The sequence below is a fragment of the Brucella thiophenivorans genome (assembly GCF_002252445.1).
Classification (GTDB): Bacteria; Pseudomonadota; Alphaproteobacteria; order Rhizobiales; family Rhizobiaceae; genus Brucella; species Brucella thiophenivorans.
Map to the genome: position 1 here is coordinate 1 of NZ_NNRJ01000016.1, position 16613 is coordinate 16613.

Genomic DNA, 16613 nt, shown 5'->3' on the forward strand with positions numbered 1-16613 from the left:
CTGATATCGTTACATTCATTATGATTCAGGCTCTAAAGGATAAAACCTATATTTATCGTGACGAGGAGCTCATTACGCCGGGTAGCCATGGACCGATTATCGGCCGAAGTGAAGCAAATGTTGTACTAAGCGCTGTTGCTTTTGATGCATTTCAGATTCCTCAGTATGATTTCGCTGTTTTTATGATGAATGAAGATCATACCCAGCTTGCTCGCTTTTACAGCTACCCGAAGGATTTTCCGAGCGAAGTCCGAAGCGGATTCTTTCCTAAGAATGGTGATCGCCCTTTCGATGTAATAGACGGTGCTGTGGAGCAGAGAGCTTGCGATAAAAGCTCAGGCGTTTGTATCTTCGTGGCCACTTCTCCCAACTGGAAGGGCAACGCGGATGGGTTGTTGCCGATAGTCTTTATCAGCCTTGGAATGCTTGTTGGTGGTGGCATAGTCATCGGCTGGAGCTATTACCGCAATCGTGACCGATCATTGATTTCACTGTTGAAAAAAGCGCTGGCTGCTAATGAACTGACGCTTGTCTATCAGCCTGTCGTAAATATAAGCAACCGAAAGATCGTCGGTTTTGAAGCGCTTATTCGCTGGGAAATAACCAAGGGCGACTACGTTCCGCCTGATCTTTTTATCGCTAAAGCAGAAGCGCAAGGCCTTGCCGACAAAGTAACAATTTATGTCCTTAATCGCGTCATCAAGGAGATGAGCGGACTGCTAAAAAAGCAGTCTGCATTGTATATTAATATTAACATCACTGCCAGCGATCTGCAAAGCGTCGAATTTATGAGAACCATCGGCGAGCGTTTAAGCGCAGCCAATATCAGGCCTGAACAGATCGGACTGGAATTAACCGAGCGCACGCCTGTCGATTTTGCAAAAGCCAGTGAAGGGATCAAGCAGCTTCGCGAGCGAGGCCATAAGGTTTATATAGACGATTTTGGAACAGGCTATTCGAGCCTTGCCTATCTCGATGAATTGAAGGTTGATGCAATCAAGATCGACAAAGCTTTTACGCGTACCGTGGGAAATGATGCTGATACCGTTTCCATAGTGCCACAAATTATTTCAATGGCGCATCAGCATGGTCTTGGTGTCGTTGTTGAAGGTATCGAAACGGAATCTCAGGTCGAGTATTTCCGTGGTATTTGTACGGAACTTATCGGGCAGGGCTGGTTTTTTGGAAAGCCGGTCGATTTGGCTGGGGTTCATGCGCTTGTCGGCAATGTTTCTTCGGCAAAAAGACGTGGGCGACCCAAGTCTGTATCGGGGGCTTAATTTTGCCTAATGACGCTATATGCACTTGTTTAAAGTGGCTCCCGGAACTCTAGAACGATTTTTGGGGTTTACATAAAAACAAACAGATAGAGCATTTTCACTGCTTCCATTTTAACACGAATCTATTTCGAACGATTTGCCAAAACGAAACAAAAATTAACTATAGAAGTAATCTTTAAAGTTTTTGCTGATTTCGACCGTTTCTGTGAAATGAATCGCAAGATGTTTAGTGTAAAACAGTAACGAACGAGATAGCTCTGCCTTAAAATGGACAGGGTGGATCTTTTACGAGTAACTGTACCAAAACATTAGGGGCAGGGCGGTAATGCACGTTCTGAGCTTAGACCCATGAAACCAAAATATGAACGCGTTCTTGAACCAACGGACACTTGGGCAATTTTTGACCTCGCAACCGATGAACCTGCCTCCATCGGTGACAGACTTATGATCGGCCTGAGCGAAAGCGAGTCTGAAGAACTTCTCGCTACACTCAATGCGGCAGTGAAAAGCAAGAGCAAGCGTAGCGCCGCTTAAATTATAGCGGATGCTTCTTCCGAAAAATGTTTCGGGAGAGGGGGAGCGCATCCCGAAAAATATGAAACTCCTGCGCGGAGAAATTAGTCCACTGGACTAATTTCTCCGCGCTCTGATCAGATAAGATGCGCGTTAAAATAAATAGATAGAGCTTCGATTTGATAAAATCTGATCGAAACGCGCCAAGTATTTGTTCTATCGCATTATCCTACGCAAAAAGCTCACGCACTTTTGTTGGAAATGCTCTGGGATCAGGCATCAGTCCAGATCGACAAAGCTTCGATCACGCTTGGCAAGTCCTTGTGGCGATGGATGACGGTTTCGGCGCCTGCATCCGTCAATTTATCAGCATGGCCTGGATAGGTATGAGCGCCGCCGGTAAAGCCGATCACTCGCATACCTGCGGCACGCGCGCCATGAATGCCATGGGCTGAATCTTCAATCACAATTACGTTAGCCGGATCGACACCGAAATGCTTTGCGGCATGAAGAAAGACATCTGGCGCAGGTTTTGGCTTCTTCGATCCAACCTCACGTGCCGAAAAGATATTTGGCTCAAAAAGATCATAAAGCCCGACGCGCTTGAGCATGAGTTCAAGGCGAACGCTGGTCGAATTCGAGCAGATGCATTTTGGCAGATCAAGTGCAGACACGACCTCGACAATATCTTCAATTGCCTGCACTTCGTTTTTCAAACGTTCGTCAAGCAGCTTTTCGGCTTTGTCGAGAAGGGATGCGGAAATAGGAATGCCTGCTTCGCGCTCAACCGTCAGAAGGATGTCCTGCCAAGTGAGGCCAGCGAAGCGTTCCCCCACTTCGGCCGCTTCAATCGGATAGCCTGCTTCTGTCAAAAGTGCTGCGTCGACTTCTGCTGCGATAACTTCTGAATCCACCAATACGCCATCACAGTCGAAAATAATCAGGGAGGGAGCCGTCATGTCATAAGCCTTAAACGCAGAAGAAAGAGCAACAGTGCTCACCAAAATTGAGGGGATGAGCTACACCTTTATATCTTTCGCGTCAAACTTTTGAAGCTCAATTCAACATATCCCTGGGAACGATATGCACCGTGCGCAGTTTCATTTTCCTGTGAAGGAGAAGTTTATGCGGAAATCCGTTGTACTGTTTATTATCGCAGTTGCTTTTGTTTTAGCGTTTGTTGTTGCGTCACCATATTACTACAGCGTTACGCCGGAAAACCGTGGAACCGAACCCACAACCGAGACATCGCAATAGGTCAAACCTCCCCTGAAACCTCGCGTCTGCGCCTGTCGAGTTCTTCGCTGTATCGACGCAAAGTGTGGGCTTCGCTGAGAAGCCCAAGCACTTTGCGTTCTTTTGCATCGTTTATCACCGCAAGCGCTTCTGCTTCAGCACGGTCGAAGCGTACGACGGCTTCCTTGGCGTTCATCTGAGGCAATAGAAATTCGTCCTGATAGCGAAGCAAATCAATGATGCCTTTTGCATTATCGGTGCTGTCAAAGCTTTCCGAATAGGCTTCAGGCACGGGGATCATGCCGACATAGCGGCCCTCTTTATCGACAGCAATAACCCGCTGCGTTGAACCGAGCGGGAATTCATGGCGGAATGTTTCAATATCGGTGTCGATGGAAACCGTGCGCACATCATGACGCATCATGCGGTTAACGGTGAGATTGCGCACCCAGCCAATATCATGCGCCGAACGGATTGCTTCGCCGCGCAAGTGGAAGCGCCAAGTGGCAAACGAATAGCCGAATGTCTTTCTAACCATCAGCGACGATGACACGACAGCGCCCAGCACAAGCATTGCAATCGGGAAATCGCCGGTGAGTTCCAATGCTAAGAATGTCATCGTCAATGGTCCGCCGATAATTGCCACTGCCATCGCACTCATGCCGATGACCGCATAGACCTCAGGTTCCAGCGTTAGCGGCAAAACGTAACCGGTAAGTGCCGCAAAGAGTTTGCCTGTCAGCGCTCCCAGAAAAAGTGACGCGAAAAACAATCCGCCACGAAACCCCGAACCAATCGAAATGGCCGATGCCAGCGATTTGGCAAAGATCAAAAGTAAGAGTACCGGAATTGTCAGATTTGCATTCAAATCAAGATGAAGCGCTCCGTGACCCGAGGCCAAAACCTGCGGCGCAACAAAGGCAATCATGCCGACAATCGCCCCGCCAATCGCTGGTGCCAACACAGTCGGCACAACGCTTTTGCGAGCGATACGTTCGACAGTTGTGACGCCGCGCATGATGAGAATAGCAATGCCTGCAGCCAGAAAGCCCAGCACAAGCGCAGGCACATAATCACGCGCCGCAATGCCTTCAAGTTGGCCGACATGGATCACCAAAGGTGCACCGCCGATGGCCTGCGTCACCAACATGCCGACGATTGCTGCAACCACCACAGGGGCCAATGTCGCAATGGAATAAACGCCGATAATCAGCTCAAAAGCATAAAATGCGCCGGTAAGCGGCGCATTAAATGCGCTGGCGATCGCCGCAGCGGCTCCGCAGCCCACTAAGGTGCGCAAATCAGCCCGGCGTAATTTTAATGAACGTCCTATACGTGATGCGAAACCGCTGGAAAGCTGGGTATAGGCAGCCTCAAGCCCAACAGAGGCGCCAAAGCCATTGGAAACAAGGTTTTGTCCCACAAGAATAAAACTGTCTGTCAACGACAAATGCCCGCCATGTAGTGCATTGGCTTCGATGGGATCGACAATCGGCTTCTTGCGCCAGCGTGCCAGAACCCAAATAATAATGCCCATAAGAATGCCGCCTGCGAGCGGTGCGATGTAGGCAGTCCAGTCAAGCTGGGAAGCGGCACTTAGTCTCTCACCATCGGCAAGTCCAAAAAGTGCCTGATGCATCCACTGGGAAATACCGGCGATAGCCGCAACGACCAGAGCGGAGACGATGCCAATGAAAGCACCCGCAATGACAAGGCCTATTTCACTGCCGCGCACGAGTGCGCGCATGCGAAAAGGCACAAAGAGGATTCGTAAATACCGGTTGTGACGCAGTTCATTGATATTCATGACAACACATGGGACAGACACGCAAATCAGTTTTAATCTTTGGATCAGTTATAGGCCGAAACGAATAACCAAGCCTTATGGATCGAACCATTTTTCTGGTTTCAACTGCTATTTGTTGGCGGCTTTAATATGGCCGAACGCAAACTATCAAAGTTACGTTGTCTGGCCGAACCCAGCAAATGCGGGCTTATTCCCGATCATTAAGAAAAGGTTTACGATTTCAATCACTTGGCGTTAACCGCATATTTACCCTGTTCAGTAACCATAGGGACAAGTTTTTAGCGTTCACAAGTAATCGAGTATCCCATGTCCCTAGTACGTCTTGCACATGAGTTGCCTATTGAGGCCCCACGTACCGCTTGGCTCGACTCTATCATCAAGGGGGATTGCGTTTCCGCTCTGGAACGTCTTCCGGATCATTCCGTGGACGTCATTTTTGCTGATCCTCCCTATAATCTGCAGCTAGGTGGCGATCTTCACCGCCCGGATCAGACCATGGTCAATGCGGTTGACGATCATTGGGACCAGTTTGACAGTTTTCAGGCCTATGATGCTTTCACCCGCGCGTGGCTGATGGCTTGCCGCCGCGTGCTGAAGCCGAATGGCACAATCTGGGTCATTGGCTCGTATCACAACATTTTCCGCGTCGGCTCACAGCTTCAGGATATTGGTTTCTGGCTCCTCAATGATGTTATCTGGCGCAAGACCAATCCAATGCCAAACTTCCGTGGTCGTCGCTTTCAGAACGCGCATGAAACGCTGATCTGGGCTTCGCGCGACGAAAAGGGCAAAGGCTACACGTTCAATTATGACGCTATGAAAGCGGCGAACGACGATGTGCAGATGCGCTCTGACTGGCTGTTTCCGATCTGCACAGGCTCGGAACGCCTGAAGGACGAGAACGGCGACAAAGTCCATCCGACCCAGAAGCCGGAAGCATTGCTTGCACGCATTCTGATGTCGTCGAGCAAGCCGGGCGACGTCATCCTTGATCCGTTCTTCGGTTCGGGTACGACGGGCGCAGTTGCGAAGCGTCTTGGTCGTCACTTTGTCGGTGTTGAGCGTGAGCAGGATTACATCGATGCAGCAACTGCCCGCATTGCAGCGGTCGAGCCGCTTGGTAAGGCTGAACTGACCGTGATGACCGGCAAGCGCGCAGAACCACGTGTCGCTTTCACTTCGATCATTGAATCTGGCCTCCTACGGCCGGGTACGGTTCTGTCGGATGCGCGCCGCCGCCATGCAGCGATTATTCGTGCTGATGGAACTCTGGCTGCCAATGGCGAAGCAGGTTCCATTCATCGCATTGGTGCGAAAGTACAAGGCTTTGATGCCTGCAATGGCTGGACTTTCTGGCACTATGAAGAAGCCGGTGTGTTGAAGCCAATCGATGATCTGCGCAAGGTCATCCGCGATGAGATGGCCGCCGCTGGCGCATAAAGCGCATCAGGAAAAGTGTGATGCGGTTTTCGGAAAAGATACGCGATAAATAAGTATACTGGACTTACTATCGGACGACCTCCAACAAAGTCTGATAAAAAGACACTCGAGGCGAAGTGCTTCGGGTGTCTTTTTTTTACCGGACTTAGTTTCAAAAAGAGAGGCCGTAACCTCTAAGATCATCCGCAAGTTTGGATGCGCCGGTGAAATGCACGGCTTGCCAGCCTGCTAATTTAGCACCTTCGACATTGGCCATACTATCATCGATGAAAAGCGTTGCAGCTGGATCAAGATCGAAGCTTGCAACATGGTGCTCGTAAATTTCGCGTTCCGGTTTCAAAAGGCGAATTTCGCCTGAAACCGTGACACCACGACTTTCGGTGAGAAATGGAAAGCGACCTTGTGCTTCGCGCAGCGTGTCGGAAGCGAAGTTCGTGAGCATGGTCACGTCATTGCCTTGCGCAATCAATCCACGCAAAATGGTAACGCTGCCTTCATAGGCATGCGGCACCATGAGATTCCAGTTTTGACGAAATGTCCGAATTTGCTCGCTGCGCTCAGGATAGGATTCGATCAGAAGCGCTTCCGCTTCGTGCCAGCTTCGACCCCGATCCTGCTCGATATTCCATTCGCCCGTGCAGATATTATCCAGAAACCAGCGGCGGTCGGTAGCGTCCGGGATCGCTTCGAGATAGGCCAGTTCAGGATCATAATGCAAAAGCACTTTGCCAATATCGAAAACCACGTGTTTGACTGGGCTGCTCAACGGCTTTTCCTCCCCCGTTTGAGTTGTTTAAACGCTGCCGGAACAGCAGCGCTGATTGCTTTTTTCATAACCGTTGGCAACGCTTCATTTTCAAGTTCTGAACAGGCCGACCACCAGCCATCCATATCGTTGCGCTTTTGTATATTGCTGACCGCGTAAACGGAAAGGCGCAACTCGAAATGTGTGAAAACATGGGTGATGCTGCCTGATGACACCCAATCTGCTGCAAACGGCGCGGCGCCTATGGTTGCATCGCCGTCAACACGCGCCGTCCATTGGCTTCCGGGAACTTCTGTCATTCCGGCAAGCAGACCTTCTCCCTTGCGCTTGCGCAGCAGAATTGAGTCATCATCAGCAATAGCGATGAATGCAGCGCCCACACGTATTGGCTTTTGCGCTTTTGGTGCCTTGACCGGAAACTTCTCAGGATCGTGTGTAATCAGCGCTTCGCAACCGTCATTCACTGGACAAATTGCGCAAGCCGGACGTCGCGGTGTGCATATGGTTGCGCCCAAATCCATTATAGCTTGCGCAAAGTCGCCCGGCCTGTCTTCCGGGGTCAGTTCCCCCATCAATATCCGAATTTGGGCCTTGGCTGCGGGCAGGGGTGTATAAATTGCAAAGAGCCGCGAGATAACGCGCTCCACATTGCCATCAACCACTGCTGCTTGTTCCCCAAAAGCGATTGCCGCAATCGCTGCCGATGTATAATCGCCAATGCCCGGCAATTCTTTTAGCCCGACCGCCGTTGATGGAAATTTCCCGTTATAATTTGCGGCAATAATATCTGCGCATTTCTTGAGATTGCGCGCCCGCGAATAATAGCCCAAGCCTGCCCATGCTCTCAGAATGTCGTCTTCGCTGGCATTGGCCATCGCCATTACGTCAGGCCAGCGTTCGATAAATTTCGTGAAATAGGATTTGACTGCCTCCACGGTCGTTTGTTGCAGCATGATTTCCGAAAGCCAGACCCGGTAAGGATCGGATGTCACACCGCGCGCGTGCTCCGCTGGCGTTACACGCCAAGGCAGAATACGGTGATGGCGATCATACCAGTTGAGGATTGCCTTGGTACGGTCGGATTTGAGTGTTTTGAGCATAGATATTATTGATCGGATATTTGAGGGCGGCCTGTAATTTCGGATTAACGCTGAATTTTGGGAATTGATATAAAATTGAAGTGCGTTTGATGCTGCACTTTATGATAGATAGGCCCATCGTGGTACAGGGCAAATGAATGACAAAGAAAGATTATTTGTGAGTATTTCAGTCCCGGTTTATGTCATTAATCTGGCGCGCTCTGCGCAGCGCTGGGATGATGTGACTGCAAGTGCCGATCAGTTTGGTATCGAGCTACGTCGGGTAGAAGCCGTTGAAGGTAAGCTTCTTCAGCCTGACGAACTTGGTAATTTCGATGAGGCGGGGTTCCGCCGCCGCCATGGCAAGATAGCTTTGCCAGCAGAGATTGGCTGTTATTTTAGCCATATCAAGGCGTTGGAAGCAATTATCGCGGCTCAGGAACCCTATGCTGTCGTTGTCGAAGATGATGTGCGCTTTACCCCTGATTTTCTGCCTTTCATTTCCAGCGTGTCAAAGCTGGAAGGCTGGGATGTGATCAAACTCGTTAATCATCGTACCTCGGCTTATCGGCGCTTCGATAAAGTTGAAGGCGGTAATTCAATCGGTCGTTGTTTACATGGCCCATTGGGCAGTTCGGCCGCTTATCTGTTGACCCGAAAGGGCGCAATAAAACTGCTGGCGGCAATCAAACCCATGTCGCTGCCTTATGATGTCGCACTGGAGCGCGGTTGGGCAGGGGACTATGAGCTATATTTGACTGAGCGGCCCTTGGTTGAGCTTCCGCATGTCGCACTTTCAACGATCGCGGATAGTCGGGAGACCTATGCAAAGGCGCGTTTGCCTGTCTACAAAAGGATTAGCACTCTTATCTTTAGAGCCACTGACTATATCAGACGAATCGCTTACGCTTTAGGCTCGAAGGGGTTGGGAGTGGCGGGGAAATGAGTTTTTTAGGCAAGTCATTTCTTGTGCGTAGAAGAATAGATAGTTGGGCTTTGGCTGTTGCTTCTGCGGCCATGCCGATCCGATTGGGTTTCGGTCCAATTCTTCTGTTCGTTTTTTCCTGTCTGGGCATTTATTTGGCTGCTGCCCGTCACAACACGACAAGGCTTTTTGCAAAGAAATTCTATATTTTCATTGTTCTATACGCCGCCTGGTCGCTGGGGCTTATCCTTTACCGTGGCGAACCTTTTTCAGGCAACCGCCAGATTGGTTACACATTGCTGATCGCCGTGTTCGCTTTTGCCGGCGCAGGTATGGTTCTGATCAAAAACCCACTGAGATCTTATGTGCTAGGCTCACGTGCGGGCGTCATTCTGACGGTGTTGGCTGTCATTTACCTTGTGCTGACACAGGGCGGACGCATCGGCGTTGGTGGTAATGAAGCGGTGTTTGCTTTTGTTGCGGGTGTTGCTGCGATTTCGGCAGCAATTCCAATTTCAAAAGCGCCGCGCTATTTGCCAAACGGACCGCACTGGCTGGTTTTAGGTTTAGCGGCTGTTCTTACATCAGAAACACGCGCCGTGATTGTTGTTCTGCCGATATTTGCAGCGGTCGAAATTGTGCTTTTCCTGCGTAAATATAACCTTAAGCAGCAAGGGGCTGTCTATGTGGCGCTCGCGACCGCACTTGCTGCGCTTATCGTTGTTGGCCCGGTTGGTGATGCGATTTCCAAACGTTTTGCTGGAATGGTTGAATATTACGACAGCGGCGATAGCTCTAAATGGGAAGACAAAATCTCAGCCGATATTCGTGAGGTCATGTGGGAAAGTGCGGCCACAATCATTAAGCAACATCCGATAGCAGGTGTAGGCTCTTATTCGAAGATGAATCTTGTCAGGGAGCAAGCAGGCGAACAAGCACCAATGCTGGCCGGCTTTCGTCACGTTCATAATACGGTGCTTGATGAATTGTTGAATGACGGCATTGTCGGTCTGTTCTTCATGTTCGCGGCTTTCATTGCGATTTTCATTTATCTTTGGAGAACTGCTGATAGCTGGGCGATGCGTCGTGCGCTGATCTATTTCGCTTTCGTCTGCGCGAGCTATGGAATGTTGCATAATCCATTGCTGCATGAGGTCACGATTGCGTCGGTCATGTTCTTCATTGCTGCTTTGAATGCGGCTGCTTCACGTCGCGTCATGGCATTCCGTCGGGCTGGGCTTACGAATTATATTTGCGGGAAATGACATCTATGAAAGCCATCGTGACGGGGGCCGCTGGCTTCATCGGCTATCACACAGCAGCGCGGCTTCTGGATGAAGGTTGGCAAGTTATCGGCATTGATAATCTCAATGATTATTATCAGGTCGACCTCAAAGAAACACGCCTTGCAAAATTGCAGACATATGAAGGCTTCCGTTTTTCGCAAGCCGATATAGCCGATATAGAAGCTTTCAATGCATCTATCGGACAAGACCGGGATGCTGATGTGATCGTACATCTCGCGGCACAGGCCGGCGTGCGTTATTCCATTGAAAACCCTGCGGCCTATGTCTCCGCCAACGTCATGGGACAGGTGAATGTTTTCGAGACAGCGCTCAAGCTCGATAAGCGCCCACCGGTCGTTTATGCCAGTTCATCTTCGGTTTATGGCGCGAATGAGAAAATCCCGTTCTCGGAAAGCGATGCCGTCGATCATCCAGTTTCCGTTTATGCGGCAACCAAGCGTTCCGGCGAACTTCTTGCGTTTTCCTATAAGCATGTGCATGGGCTTTATTCGACAGGCCTGCGATTTTTCACGGTCTATGGCCCGTTTGGTCGCCCCGATATGGCGCCGTGGTTGTTTACATCGGCAATCCTCAAAGGTGAGCCGATCCGGGTTTTCAACAATGGTGAAATGCAGCGCGATTTCACTTTCGTCAATGATATTGTGAGCGGTGTGTTGGGAGCGGTCAAACGCATTCTGGAACAGCCGCATAACACCGCGCCGGTATATAATCTGGGTAACAATCGCCCGACGATGCTCAATGATTTCATCGCAGCAATTGAAAAAGCATGCGGCAAAGAAGCTATCCGCAAGCTTGAACCTATGCCCGCAGCGGATGTACCGCGAACTTATGCAGATATTACGCTTGCGGCGCGTGATCTTGGTTTCAGCCCTCAAACCACGCTGGATGAAGGTATTCCTTTGTTTGTTGAGTGGTTTCGCGGCTATAATGGAAAGCGATGAGGGAACCGAAATCAAAACGCGGATTCCGCCCGCTCTCTGACACGACCTCTGGCCTCATGGACCCGATGTTGCAGAAACGTGCGGGTATCAATCTTTCGCTGTTGCAATCGTGGGAAGATATTGTGGGGGCTGCAATCGGGTCATCATCACGACCCTTGCGGATTCTCTGGCCACGGCGTTTGCATGAAGATGATCCATTTAGTCCGGCGACATTGATCATTGCGTGTGAGGGCTTTGCGGCCTTGCAGATTCAGCATGAGACTGGCGAAATAATCAGCAGAGTGAACGGGTTTCTGGGCTTTTCAGCCATTGGTCGCATCAAGATCGAACAGAAGCCTCCGGCGATTGATTTCAAGCGACGTCCGAAACGTCTCCCAGCTTTAGCGCCTTCGGAAGAGCGCCGCATCGACAAGGCGACGGATGGAATTGAAGACGATGCGCTGCGTGCAGCACTGGCACGTCTTGGCAAGAATATCCTCGCAGAGAAACGCAGTACAAAGAAGTGAGCGGTCTGCCATAAATTTGATGTATCATTAATGCTGACTTTCATTTGATCGCAACAGGGCTGGTGAATAGTAATCTGCCACCCTAAATTGTTCTCGAATATTAACATTGAAACAAGAATGGATGATTCGTATGCCTGCACCGCTTAATCGCAGACATGTTATTTCTCTTGCAGGTGCCGCAGCCGCTGGTATCGCTTTTGCTGGCAATGCAAGCGCACAGTCTCGTAGTTCTGAGGCAAGTGTCGATGCTGCCAAGGTTGCAGAAGCTGGCAAGCTGAAAGACATGGTTTATGGCAAGGCCGATGCGCCGGTGACCATCATTGAATATGCGTCGCTGACCTGTTCGCATTGCGCTGATTTTGCGGTGAATACGCTGCCGACCATCAAGGAAAAATATATTGATACGGGCAAAGCGCGTCTGATCTTCCGCGAATTCCCTTTCGACCCACGCGCGACCGCGGCCTTCATGCTGGCGCGTTGCGCACCTGAAGATCGTTATTTCCCGATGGTTGAAGTGTTCTTCAAGCAGCAACAGCAATGGGCTGGCGCTGCCGATGGCGAAGCAGCATTGCTTCAAATCGCGAAACTTGCAGGTTTTACACAGGAGTCGTTCAAGGCTTGCTTGACGAACCAGCAACTTCTCGATGATGTGAGAGCCACGATGGAACGCGGATCGCAGGAATTTGGTGTGAACGCAACGCCAACATTCTTCATCAATGGACAGAAATACGCTGGAGCCCTTTCGGTTGACGAGATGTCGGCAATCATTGACAAGCTGCTCTAAGCCGCCTTTCGGCATGAAAAGCGGACGCTTCGTTGCGTCCGCTTTTTGCGTTTTTGAAGAAGGAGCGATCTGATGCGCTTCTCCAAGCTACGACTTGTCGGTTTCAAATCCTTTGTCGAGCCTATGGAATTCGTCATTGAAGGCGGATTGACGGGTGTCGTCGGCCCGAATGGTTGCGGAAAGTCCAATCTCGTTGAAGCTCTGCGCTGGGTGATGGGTGAAAACTCATACAAGAACATGCGCGCTTCCGGCATGGATGATGTTATTTTTTCAGGTTCCGGCACCCGCCCGGCGCGTAACACGGCGGAAGTTACGCTGTTTCTCGACAATTCAGACCGCACAGCCCCCGCTGCTTATAATGATCAGGATGAATTGCAGGTCTCTCGCCGTATCGAGCGCGAGGCTGGTTCCGTTTATCGCATCAATGGCAAGGAAGCCCGCGCCAAGGATGTGCAACTGCTTTTTGCCGATCAATCGACGGGTGCTCGTTCGCCGTCCATGGTCGGTCAAGGGCGCATTGGCGAGTTGATTCAGGCAAAGCCGCAGGCACGCCGCGCACTTCTGGAAGAAGCTGCCGGTATTTCCGGCCTGCATACGCGTCGTCACGAGGCTGAATTGCGTCTTCGTGCAGCCGAAACAAATCTTGAGCGTCTGGAAGATGTGGTCGGTGAGCTTGGCAGTCAGATTGAAAGTCTGAAACGTCAGGCGCGTCAAGCCAATCGCTTCAAGGCGTTGTCCGCCGATATTCGCCGTGCCGAAGCTTCACTTCTTCATCTGCGCTGGTCGCAGGCCAAAGCGCAGGAAGGCGAAGCGCAGAGCGCACTTGCGCAGGCGACTTCCGTGGTTGGCGATATGGCGCAGGCGCAAATGAATGCGGCGCGCGATCAGGCTGTGGGCGCGCATAAGCTTCCTGAAATGCGCGAGGCGGAAGCCAAGGCTGCTGCGGCACTGCAACGGCTTTCGATCGCACGTTCCCAGCTCGACGAAGAAGACGGTCGTATCCGCGTGCGTCGGGCAGAGCTTATGAAGCGGCTTGAACAACTGACTGCCGATATTGCGCGCGAAGAGCAGATGGTGCGTGAAAACGCCGATATTCTTGGGCGACTGGACGAAGAAGAGCAGGAGCTGATTGCCTCCAATGAAGCCTCGGGCGAACGCGACGAAGAGCTACGCTTGTCTTTTGAAGGTGCTGAAATCCGCTTGCAAGACAGCGAAAATGCATTGGCGCGCGTGACGGCGGAGCGTGCGGAGGCCGCTGCCGAACGGACCCAAATCGAACGCGCGTTGCAAGAAACACAGACGCGGCGTGACCGCTTGATCAGCCAGATCGACAATATCGAGCGCGATATTGCAGCGGTTGTCGAGCAGATCGGCGGCTTGTTTGACCCCGCTGAAAAGCGTCTCGTCGTCGAAACGGCAGTTGAAGCGCTGGCAGCCTCCGAAGATGCGGTGATTGCCGCCGAAGAATTGGTGGGCCACACACGCGAACAGGAGACGGAGAGCCGTCATCCTTTGAATGAGGCGCGCACCGAGCTTAACCGGATTGAGACCGAAGCACAGACATTGGCGCGTATTCTTAATGCGGGTGAGACAGGCCAGTTTCCCCCGGTTGTTGAAGATTTGCAGGTCGAGAAGGGCTATGAAATTGCCCTTGGTGCAGCGCTGGGTGAAGACCTTGACGCGACAAGCGACGATGCGGCACCCGTCTTTTGGGCCTATAATCCGGCGCAGGAGACTGATCCTTCCTTGCCTTCAGGTGCAACACCGCTTGATAGTTTTGTGAACGGTCCGCAGCAATTGCGCCGAAGGCTTGCGCAAGTGGGCGTTGTTTCCGACCAGGATGGCTTACGTTTACAGGCTTCATTGCGTCCGGGACAGCGACTGGTGAGCAAGGCCGGTGCCTTGTGGCGCTGGGATGGCTATACGGCGAGTGCAGATGCGCCAACGCCTGCCGCGCAACGCCTAGCACAAAAGAACCGTCTGGCTGAACTTGAACATGAAGCCATAAGTGCTGCCGGTCGCCTGAAAAATGCCGAGCAAGCCGTGCAGCGTTTTGAAACCTCTGTTCGTGAAGCGATTGAGCATGAACGCGTGGCGCGCGATGTATGGCGCGCAAAACAGCGCAAGCTCGATGATGCACGCGAAGCTCTGGCAGCCGTTGAGCGCGCTGCAGGGCAACTGGCCACCAAACGTGCAGGCTTTGAAGAAGCAAAGGCGCGCTTAGAGGAAAATCTTGATGAAGCGCAGATTCTGGTGGTTGAGGCCGAAGGCCGGCTCAATAAAATGCCGGATATTGGCGCAATCGGTGAACGCCATTCTGTATTTGCAGCGCAGGTGCAGTCGGATCGTGCAAGGCTTGCGGAAGCACGTGCTGCTTATGAAGGTCAGCGCCGTGAAGCGGATAATCGTTTGCGGCGTCTCTCCATGATTGGACTTGAACGCCGCAACTGGGCTTCGCGCGCTGAAAGTGCGCAGCAGCAGATCGCAGCACTCAATGATCGTCGTGCGGAAACTGCGGATGAAGCGGAAGCCTTGGCCGAAGCGCCCGAAGAGATCGCAAGCCGTCGCCGCGCACTTCTCAATGAGCTGTCGCAAGCCGATGAACGACGCAAGCAGGCGGCTGATATTCTGGCCCACGCCGAAGCAACGCAGGCCGAACTCGACAAGGTTGCAACCCTTGCCATCCAGCAGCTTGCGACAAGTCGCGAACAACGCGCACGTGCCGAAGAGCGTCTAACGGCTGCCGAAGAACGCCGGAAGGACGCGGAAGCGCGCATTGGGGAGGCACTCAATTGTGCACCGCATGAAGCCATCAAACATACCGGTCTCAAGCCGGAGGATCGCATGCCCGATCCTGATCAGCTTGAGCGCCAACTTGAACGACTGCGTATCGAACGCGAGCGGCTTGGTGCGGTGAATTTGCGTGCCGAGGAAGAAAGTCAGGAACTCACCGCACGGCTTGATACGATTGTTTCCGAACGCGAAGATGTGATCGAAGCGATCAAAAAACTGCGTCAGGCAATCCAAAGCCTCAATCGCGAAGGTCGCGAGCGACTTCTCGCGGCTTTCGATGTGGTCAATGTGCAGTTTCAGCGCCTGTTCACGCATCTTTTTGGTGGTGGCACTGCCGAATTGCAACTCATCGAAAGCGATGATCCGCTCGATGCCGGGCTTGAAATTCTGGCGCGTCCTCCCGGCAAAAAGCCGCAGACAATGACGCTTCTTTCAGGTGGCGAGCAGGCATTGACGGCTATGGCGCTGATCTTTGCGGTGTTCCTGACCAATCCGGCTCCGATCTGCGTGCTGGACGAAGTGGACGCCCCGCTCGACGATCATAATGTAGAGCGCTATTGTAATCTGATGGACGAAATGGCGGCGTCAACGCAAACGCGTTTTGTCATCATCACGCATAATCCGATCACTATGGCCCGTATGAATCGCTTGTTCGGTGTGACAATGGGTGAACAGGGCGTAAGCCAGCTTGTCTCGGTCGATTTGCAAACCGCAGAGCAATTGCGCGAAGCCATCTGATATTCATAAGAGCATTTCCAGCAAAAGTGCGAAGCGGTTTTGCGTTGGATAATGCGATAAAAAATAGAGCATTTCCAGCAAAAGTGCGAAGCGGTTTTGCGTCGGATAATGCGATAAAAAATAGAGCATTTCCAGTAAAAGTGTGAAGCGTCTACGCAGGGAAATCAGTTCACTGAACTGATTTATCATCCTGCTATGATGCGTTGGATAATGCGTGAAAACAAAGGGGTAGAGCAGTTCCTACGATTTCGTCGAAACAGGAACCGCTCTACGTGCGAAAATCACTCTTCATTTTCGCTCTCGTCTTCGTCATCATCATCGGCTTCGATCACTTGCCAGATAAACGCGTGAAGACGCTCTTCAATGCTTGCTCTGGAAGCATTTGATGCTTCCATTTCACGCTTGATCTTGAAGAACTGATCCTTGTCGGCTTGCGACAGATATTTAGCGGCAGATTCGAGTGATGATAGAGAACTGGACATGGCTTTTGATACTGTT

Annotated in this window: 15 protein-coding genes; 10 read left to right on the forward strand and 5 right to left on the reverse strand. The window is 51.5% G+C overall.

From position 1 onward, the window contains the following. The coding region (locus tag CEV31_RS08225; protein WP_143850911.1) for an EAL domain-containing protein at positions 1 to 1280 on the forward strand (1280 nt) is incomplete at its 5' end. A gap of 348 nt (positions 1281 to 1628) precedes the next feature. Next, on the forward strand, positions 1629 to 1814 hold the full coding sequence (locus tag CEV31_RS08230) for a hypothetical protein (RefSeq protein WP_094506590.1): 186 nt from the start codon (positions 1629 to 1631) through the stop codon (positions 1812 to 1814). Positions 1815 to 2065: 251 nt separating this feature from the next. Here the strand turns inward: CEV31_RS08230 and CEV31_RS08235 are convergent, their stop codons facing one another. Next, positions 2066 to 2752, reverse strand: a complete 687-nt coding sequence (locus CEV31_RS08235; RefSeq protein WP_094506676.1) for an HAD family hydrolase — start codon at positions 2750 to 2752, stop codon at positions 2066 to 2068. 166 nt (positions 2753 to 2918) lie between these two features. Here CEV31_RS08235 and CEV31_RS21405 point away from each other — a divergent pair, with 166 nt between their 5' ends. After that, positions 2919 to 3050, forward strand: coding sequence for a hypothetical protein (locus CEV31_RS21405; RefSeq protein ID WP_268876327.1), 132 nt, complete (start codon positions 2919 to 2921; stop codon positions 3048 to 3050). A 1-nt stretch (position 3051) separates the two neighbouring features. On the opposite strand, the gene CEV31_RS08240 is transcribed toward CEV31_RS21405, so the two are convergent. Continuing rightward, a complete protein-coding gene (locus CEV31_RS08240) occupies positions 3052 to 4836 on the reverse strand; it encodes a chloride channel protein (protein WP_094506591.1) in 1785 nt (594 codons plus the stop codon). Positions 4837 to 5142: 306 nt separating this feature from the next. On the opposite strand from CEV31_RS08240, the gene CEV31_RS08245 reads away from it, so the two are divergent. Continuing rightward, on the forward strand, positions 5143 to 6276 hold the full coding sequence (locus CEV31_RS08245) for a site-specific DNA-methyltransferase (RefSeq protein ID WP_094506592.1): 1134 nt from the start codon (positions 5143 to 5145) through the stop codon (positions 6274 to 6276). A gap of 151 nt (positions 6277 to 6427) precedes the next feature. Here CEV31_RS08245 and CEV31_RS08250 read toward each other — a convergent pair whose 3' ends face one another. Both CEV31_RS08250 and mutY read right to left on the reverse strand, forming a co-directional pair. After that, positions 6428 to 7042, reverse strand: a complete 615-nt coding sequence (locus CEV31_RS08250; RefSeq protein WP_094506593.1) for an HAD family hydrolase — start codon at positions 7040 to 7042, stop codon at positions 6428 to 6430. After that, entirely contained in the window at positions 7039 to 8142 is a 1104-nt protein-coding gene (gene mutY / locus CEV31_RS08255; RefSeq protein WP_094506594.1) for an A/G-specific adenine glycosylase, read from the reverse strand. The genes CEV31_RS08250 and mutY overlap by 4 nt, the downstream gene beginning before the upstream one ends. Before the next feature lie 157 nt (positions 8143 to 8299). On the opposite strand from mutY, the gene CEV31_RS08260 reads away from it, so the two are divergent. The 6 genes from CEV31_RS08260 to smc all read left to right on the forward strand — a co-directional run bounded on the left by CEV31_RS08260 (position 8300) and on the right by smc (position 16115). Continuing rightward, positions 8300 to 9067 (forward strand): glycosyltransferase family 25 protein, encoded by a 768-nt coding sequence (locus CEV31_RS08260; protein WP_094506677.1) that lies wholly within the window; start codon positions 8300 to 8302, stop codon positions 9065 to 9067. Next, a complete protein-coding gene (locus CEV31_RS08265; protein WP_094506595.1) occupies positions 9064 to 10311 on the forward strand; it encodes an O-antigen ligase family protein in 1248 nt (415 codons plus the stop codon). Before CEV31_RS08260 ends, CEV31_RS08265 begins: the two co-directional genes overlap by 4 nt. A 5-nt stretch (positions 10312 to 10316) precedes the next feature. Beyond that, positions 10317 to 11294, forward strand: a complete 978-nt coding sequence (locus tag CEV31_RS08270) for an NAD-dependent epimerase/dehydratase family protein (protein WP_094506596.1) — start codon at positions 10317 to 10319, stop codon at positions 11292 to 11294. After that, positions 11291 to 11800, forward strand: a complete 510-nt coding sequence (locus CEV31_RS08275; RefSeq protein WP_094506597.1) for a DUF721 domain-containing protein — start codon at positions 11291 to 11293, stop codon at positions 11798 to 11800. Before CEV31_RS08270 ends, CEV31_RS08275 begins: the two co-directional genes overlap by 4 nt. A 130-nt stretch (positions 11801 to 11930) precedes the next feature. Next, positions 11931 to 12584, forward strand: coding sequence for a DsbA family protein (locus CEV31_RS08280; RefSeq protein WP_094506678.1), 654 nt, complete (start codon positions 11931 to 11933; stop codon positions 12582 to 12584). 72 nt (positions 12585 to 12656) lie between these two features. Next, complete coding sequence (smc, locus tag CEV31_RS08285; RefSeq protein ID WP_094506598.1) at positions 12657 to 16115, forward strand: chromosome segregation protein SMC; 3459 nt, start codon at positions 12657 to 12659, stop codon at positions 16113 to 16115. 281 nt (positions 16116 to 16396) lie between these two features. Here smc and CEV31_RS08290 read toward each other — a convergent pair whose 3' ends face one another. Beyond that, on the reverse strand, positions 16397 to 16597 hold the full coding sequence (locus CEV31_RS08290) for a hypothetical protein (protein WP_094506679.1): 201 nt from the start codon (positions 16595 to 16597) through the stop codon (positions 16397 to 16399). Between the last annotated feature and the right edge of the window lie 16 nt (positions 16598 to 16613).

Coding starts and splice junctions, on each gene's coding strand:
- CEV31_RS08230 (WP_094506590.1), top strand. CDS start 1,629: ATGAAACCAAAATATGAACGCGTTCTTGAACCAACGGACACTTGGGCA.
- CEV31_RS08235 (WP_094506676.1), bottom strand. CDS start 2,752: ATGACGGCTCCCTCCCTGATTATTTTCGACTGTGATGGCGTATTGGTG.
- CEV31_RS21405 (WP_268876327.1), top strand. CDS start 2,919: ATGCGGAAATCCGTTGTACTGTTTATTATCGCAGTTGCTTTTGTTTTA.
- CEV31_RS08240 (WP_094506591.1), bottom strand. CDS start 4,836: ATGAATATCAATGAACTGCGTCACAACCGGTATTTACGAATCCTCTTT.
- CEV31_RS08245 (WP_094506592.1), top strand. CDS start 5,143: ATGTCCCTAGTACGTCTTGCACATGAGTTGCCTATTGAGGCCCCACGT.
- mutY (WP_094506594.1), bottom strand. CDS start 8,142: ATGCTCAAAACACTCAAATCCGACCGTACCAAGGCAATCCTCAACTGG.
- CEV31_RS08265 (WP_094506595.1), top strand. CDS start 9,064: ATGAGTTTTTTAGGCAAGTCATTTCTTGTGCGTAGAAGAATAGATAGT.
- CEV31_RS08270 (WP_094506596.1), top strand. CDS start 10,317: ATGAAAGCCATCGTGACGGGGGCCGCTGGCTTCATCGGCTATCACACA.
- CEV31_RS08275 (WP_094506597.1), top strand. CDS start 11,291: ATGAGGGAACCGAAATCAAAACGCGGATTCCGCCCGCTCTCTGACACG.
- CEV31_RS08280 (WP_094506678.1), top strand. CDS start 11,931: ATGCCTGCACCGCTTAATCGCAGACATGTTATTTCTCTTGCAGGTGCC.
- smc (WP_094506598.1), top strand. CDS start 12,657: ATGCGCTTCTCCAAGCTACGACTTGTCGGTTTCAAATCCTTTGTCGAG.
- CEV31_RS08290 (WP_094506679.1), bottom strand. CDS start 16,597: ATGTCCAGTTCTCTATCATCACTCGAATCTGCCGCTAAATATCTGTCG.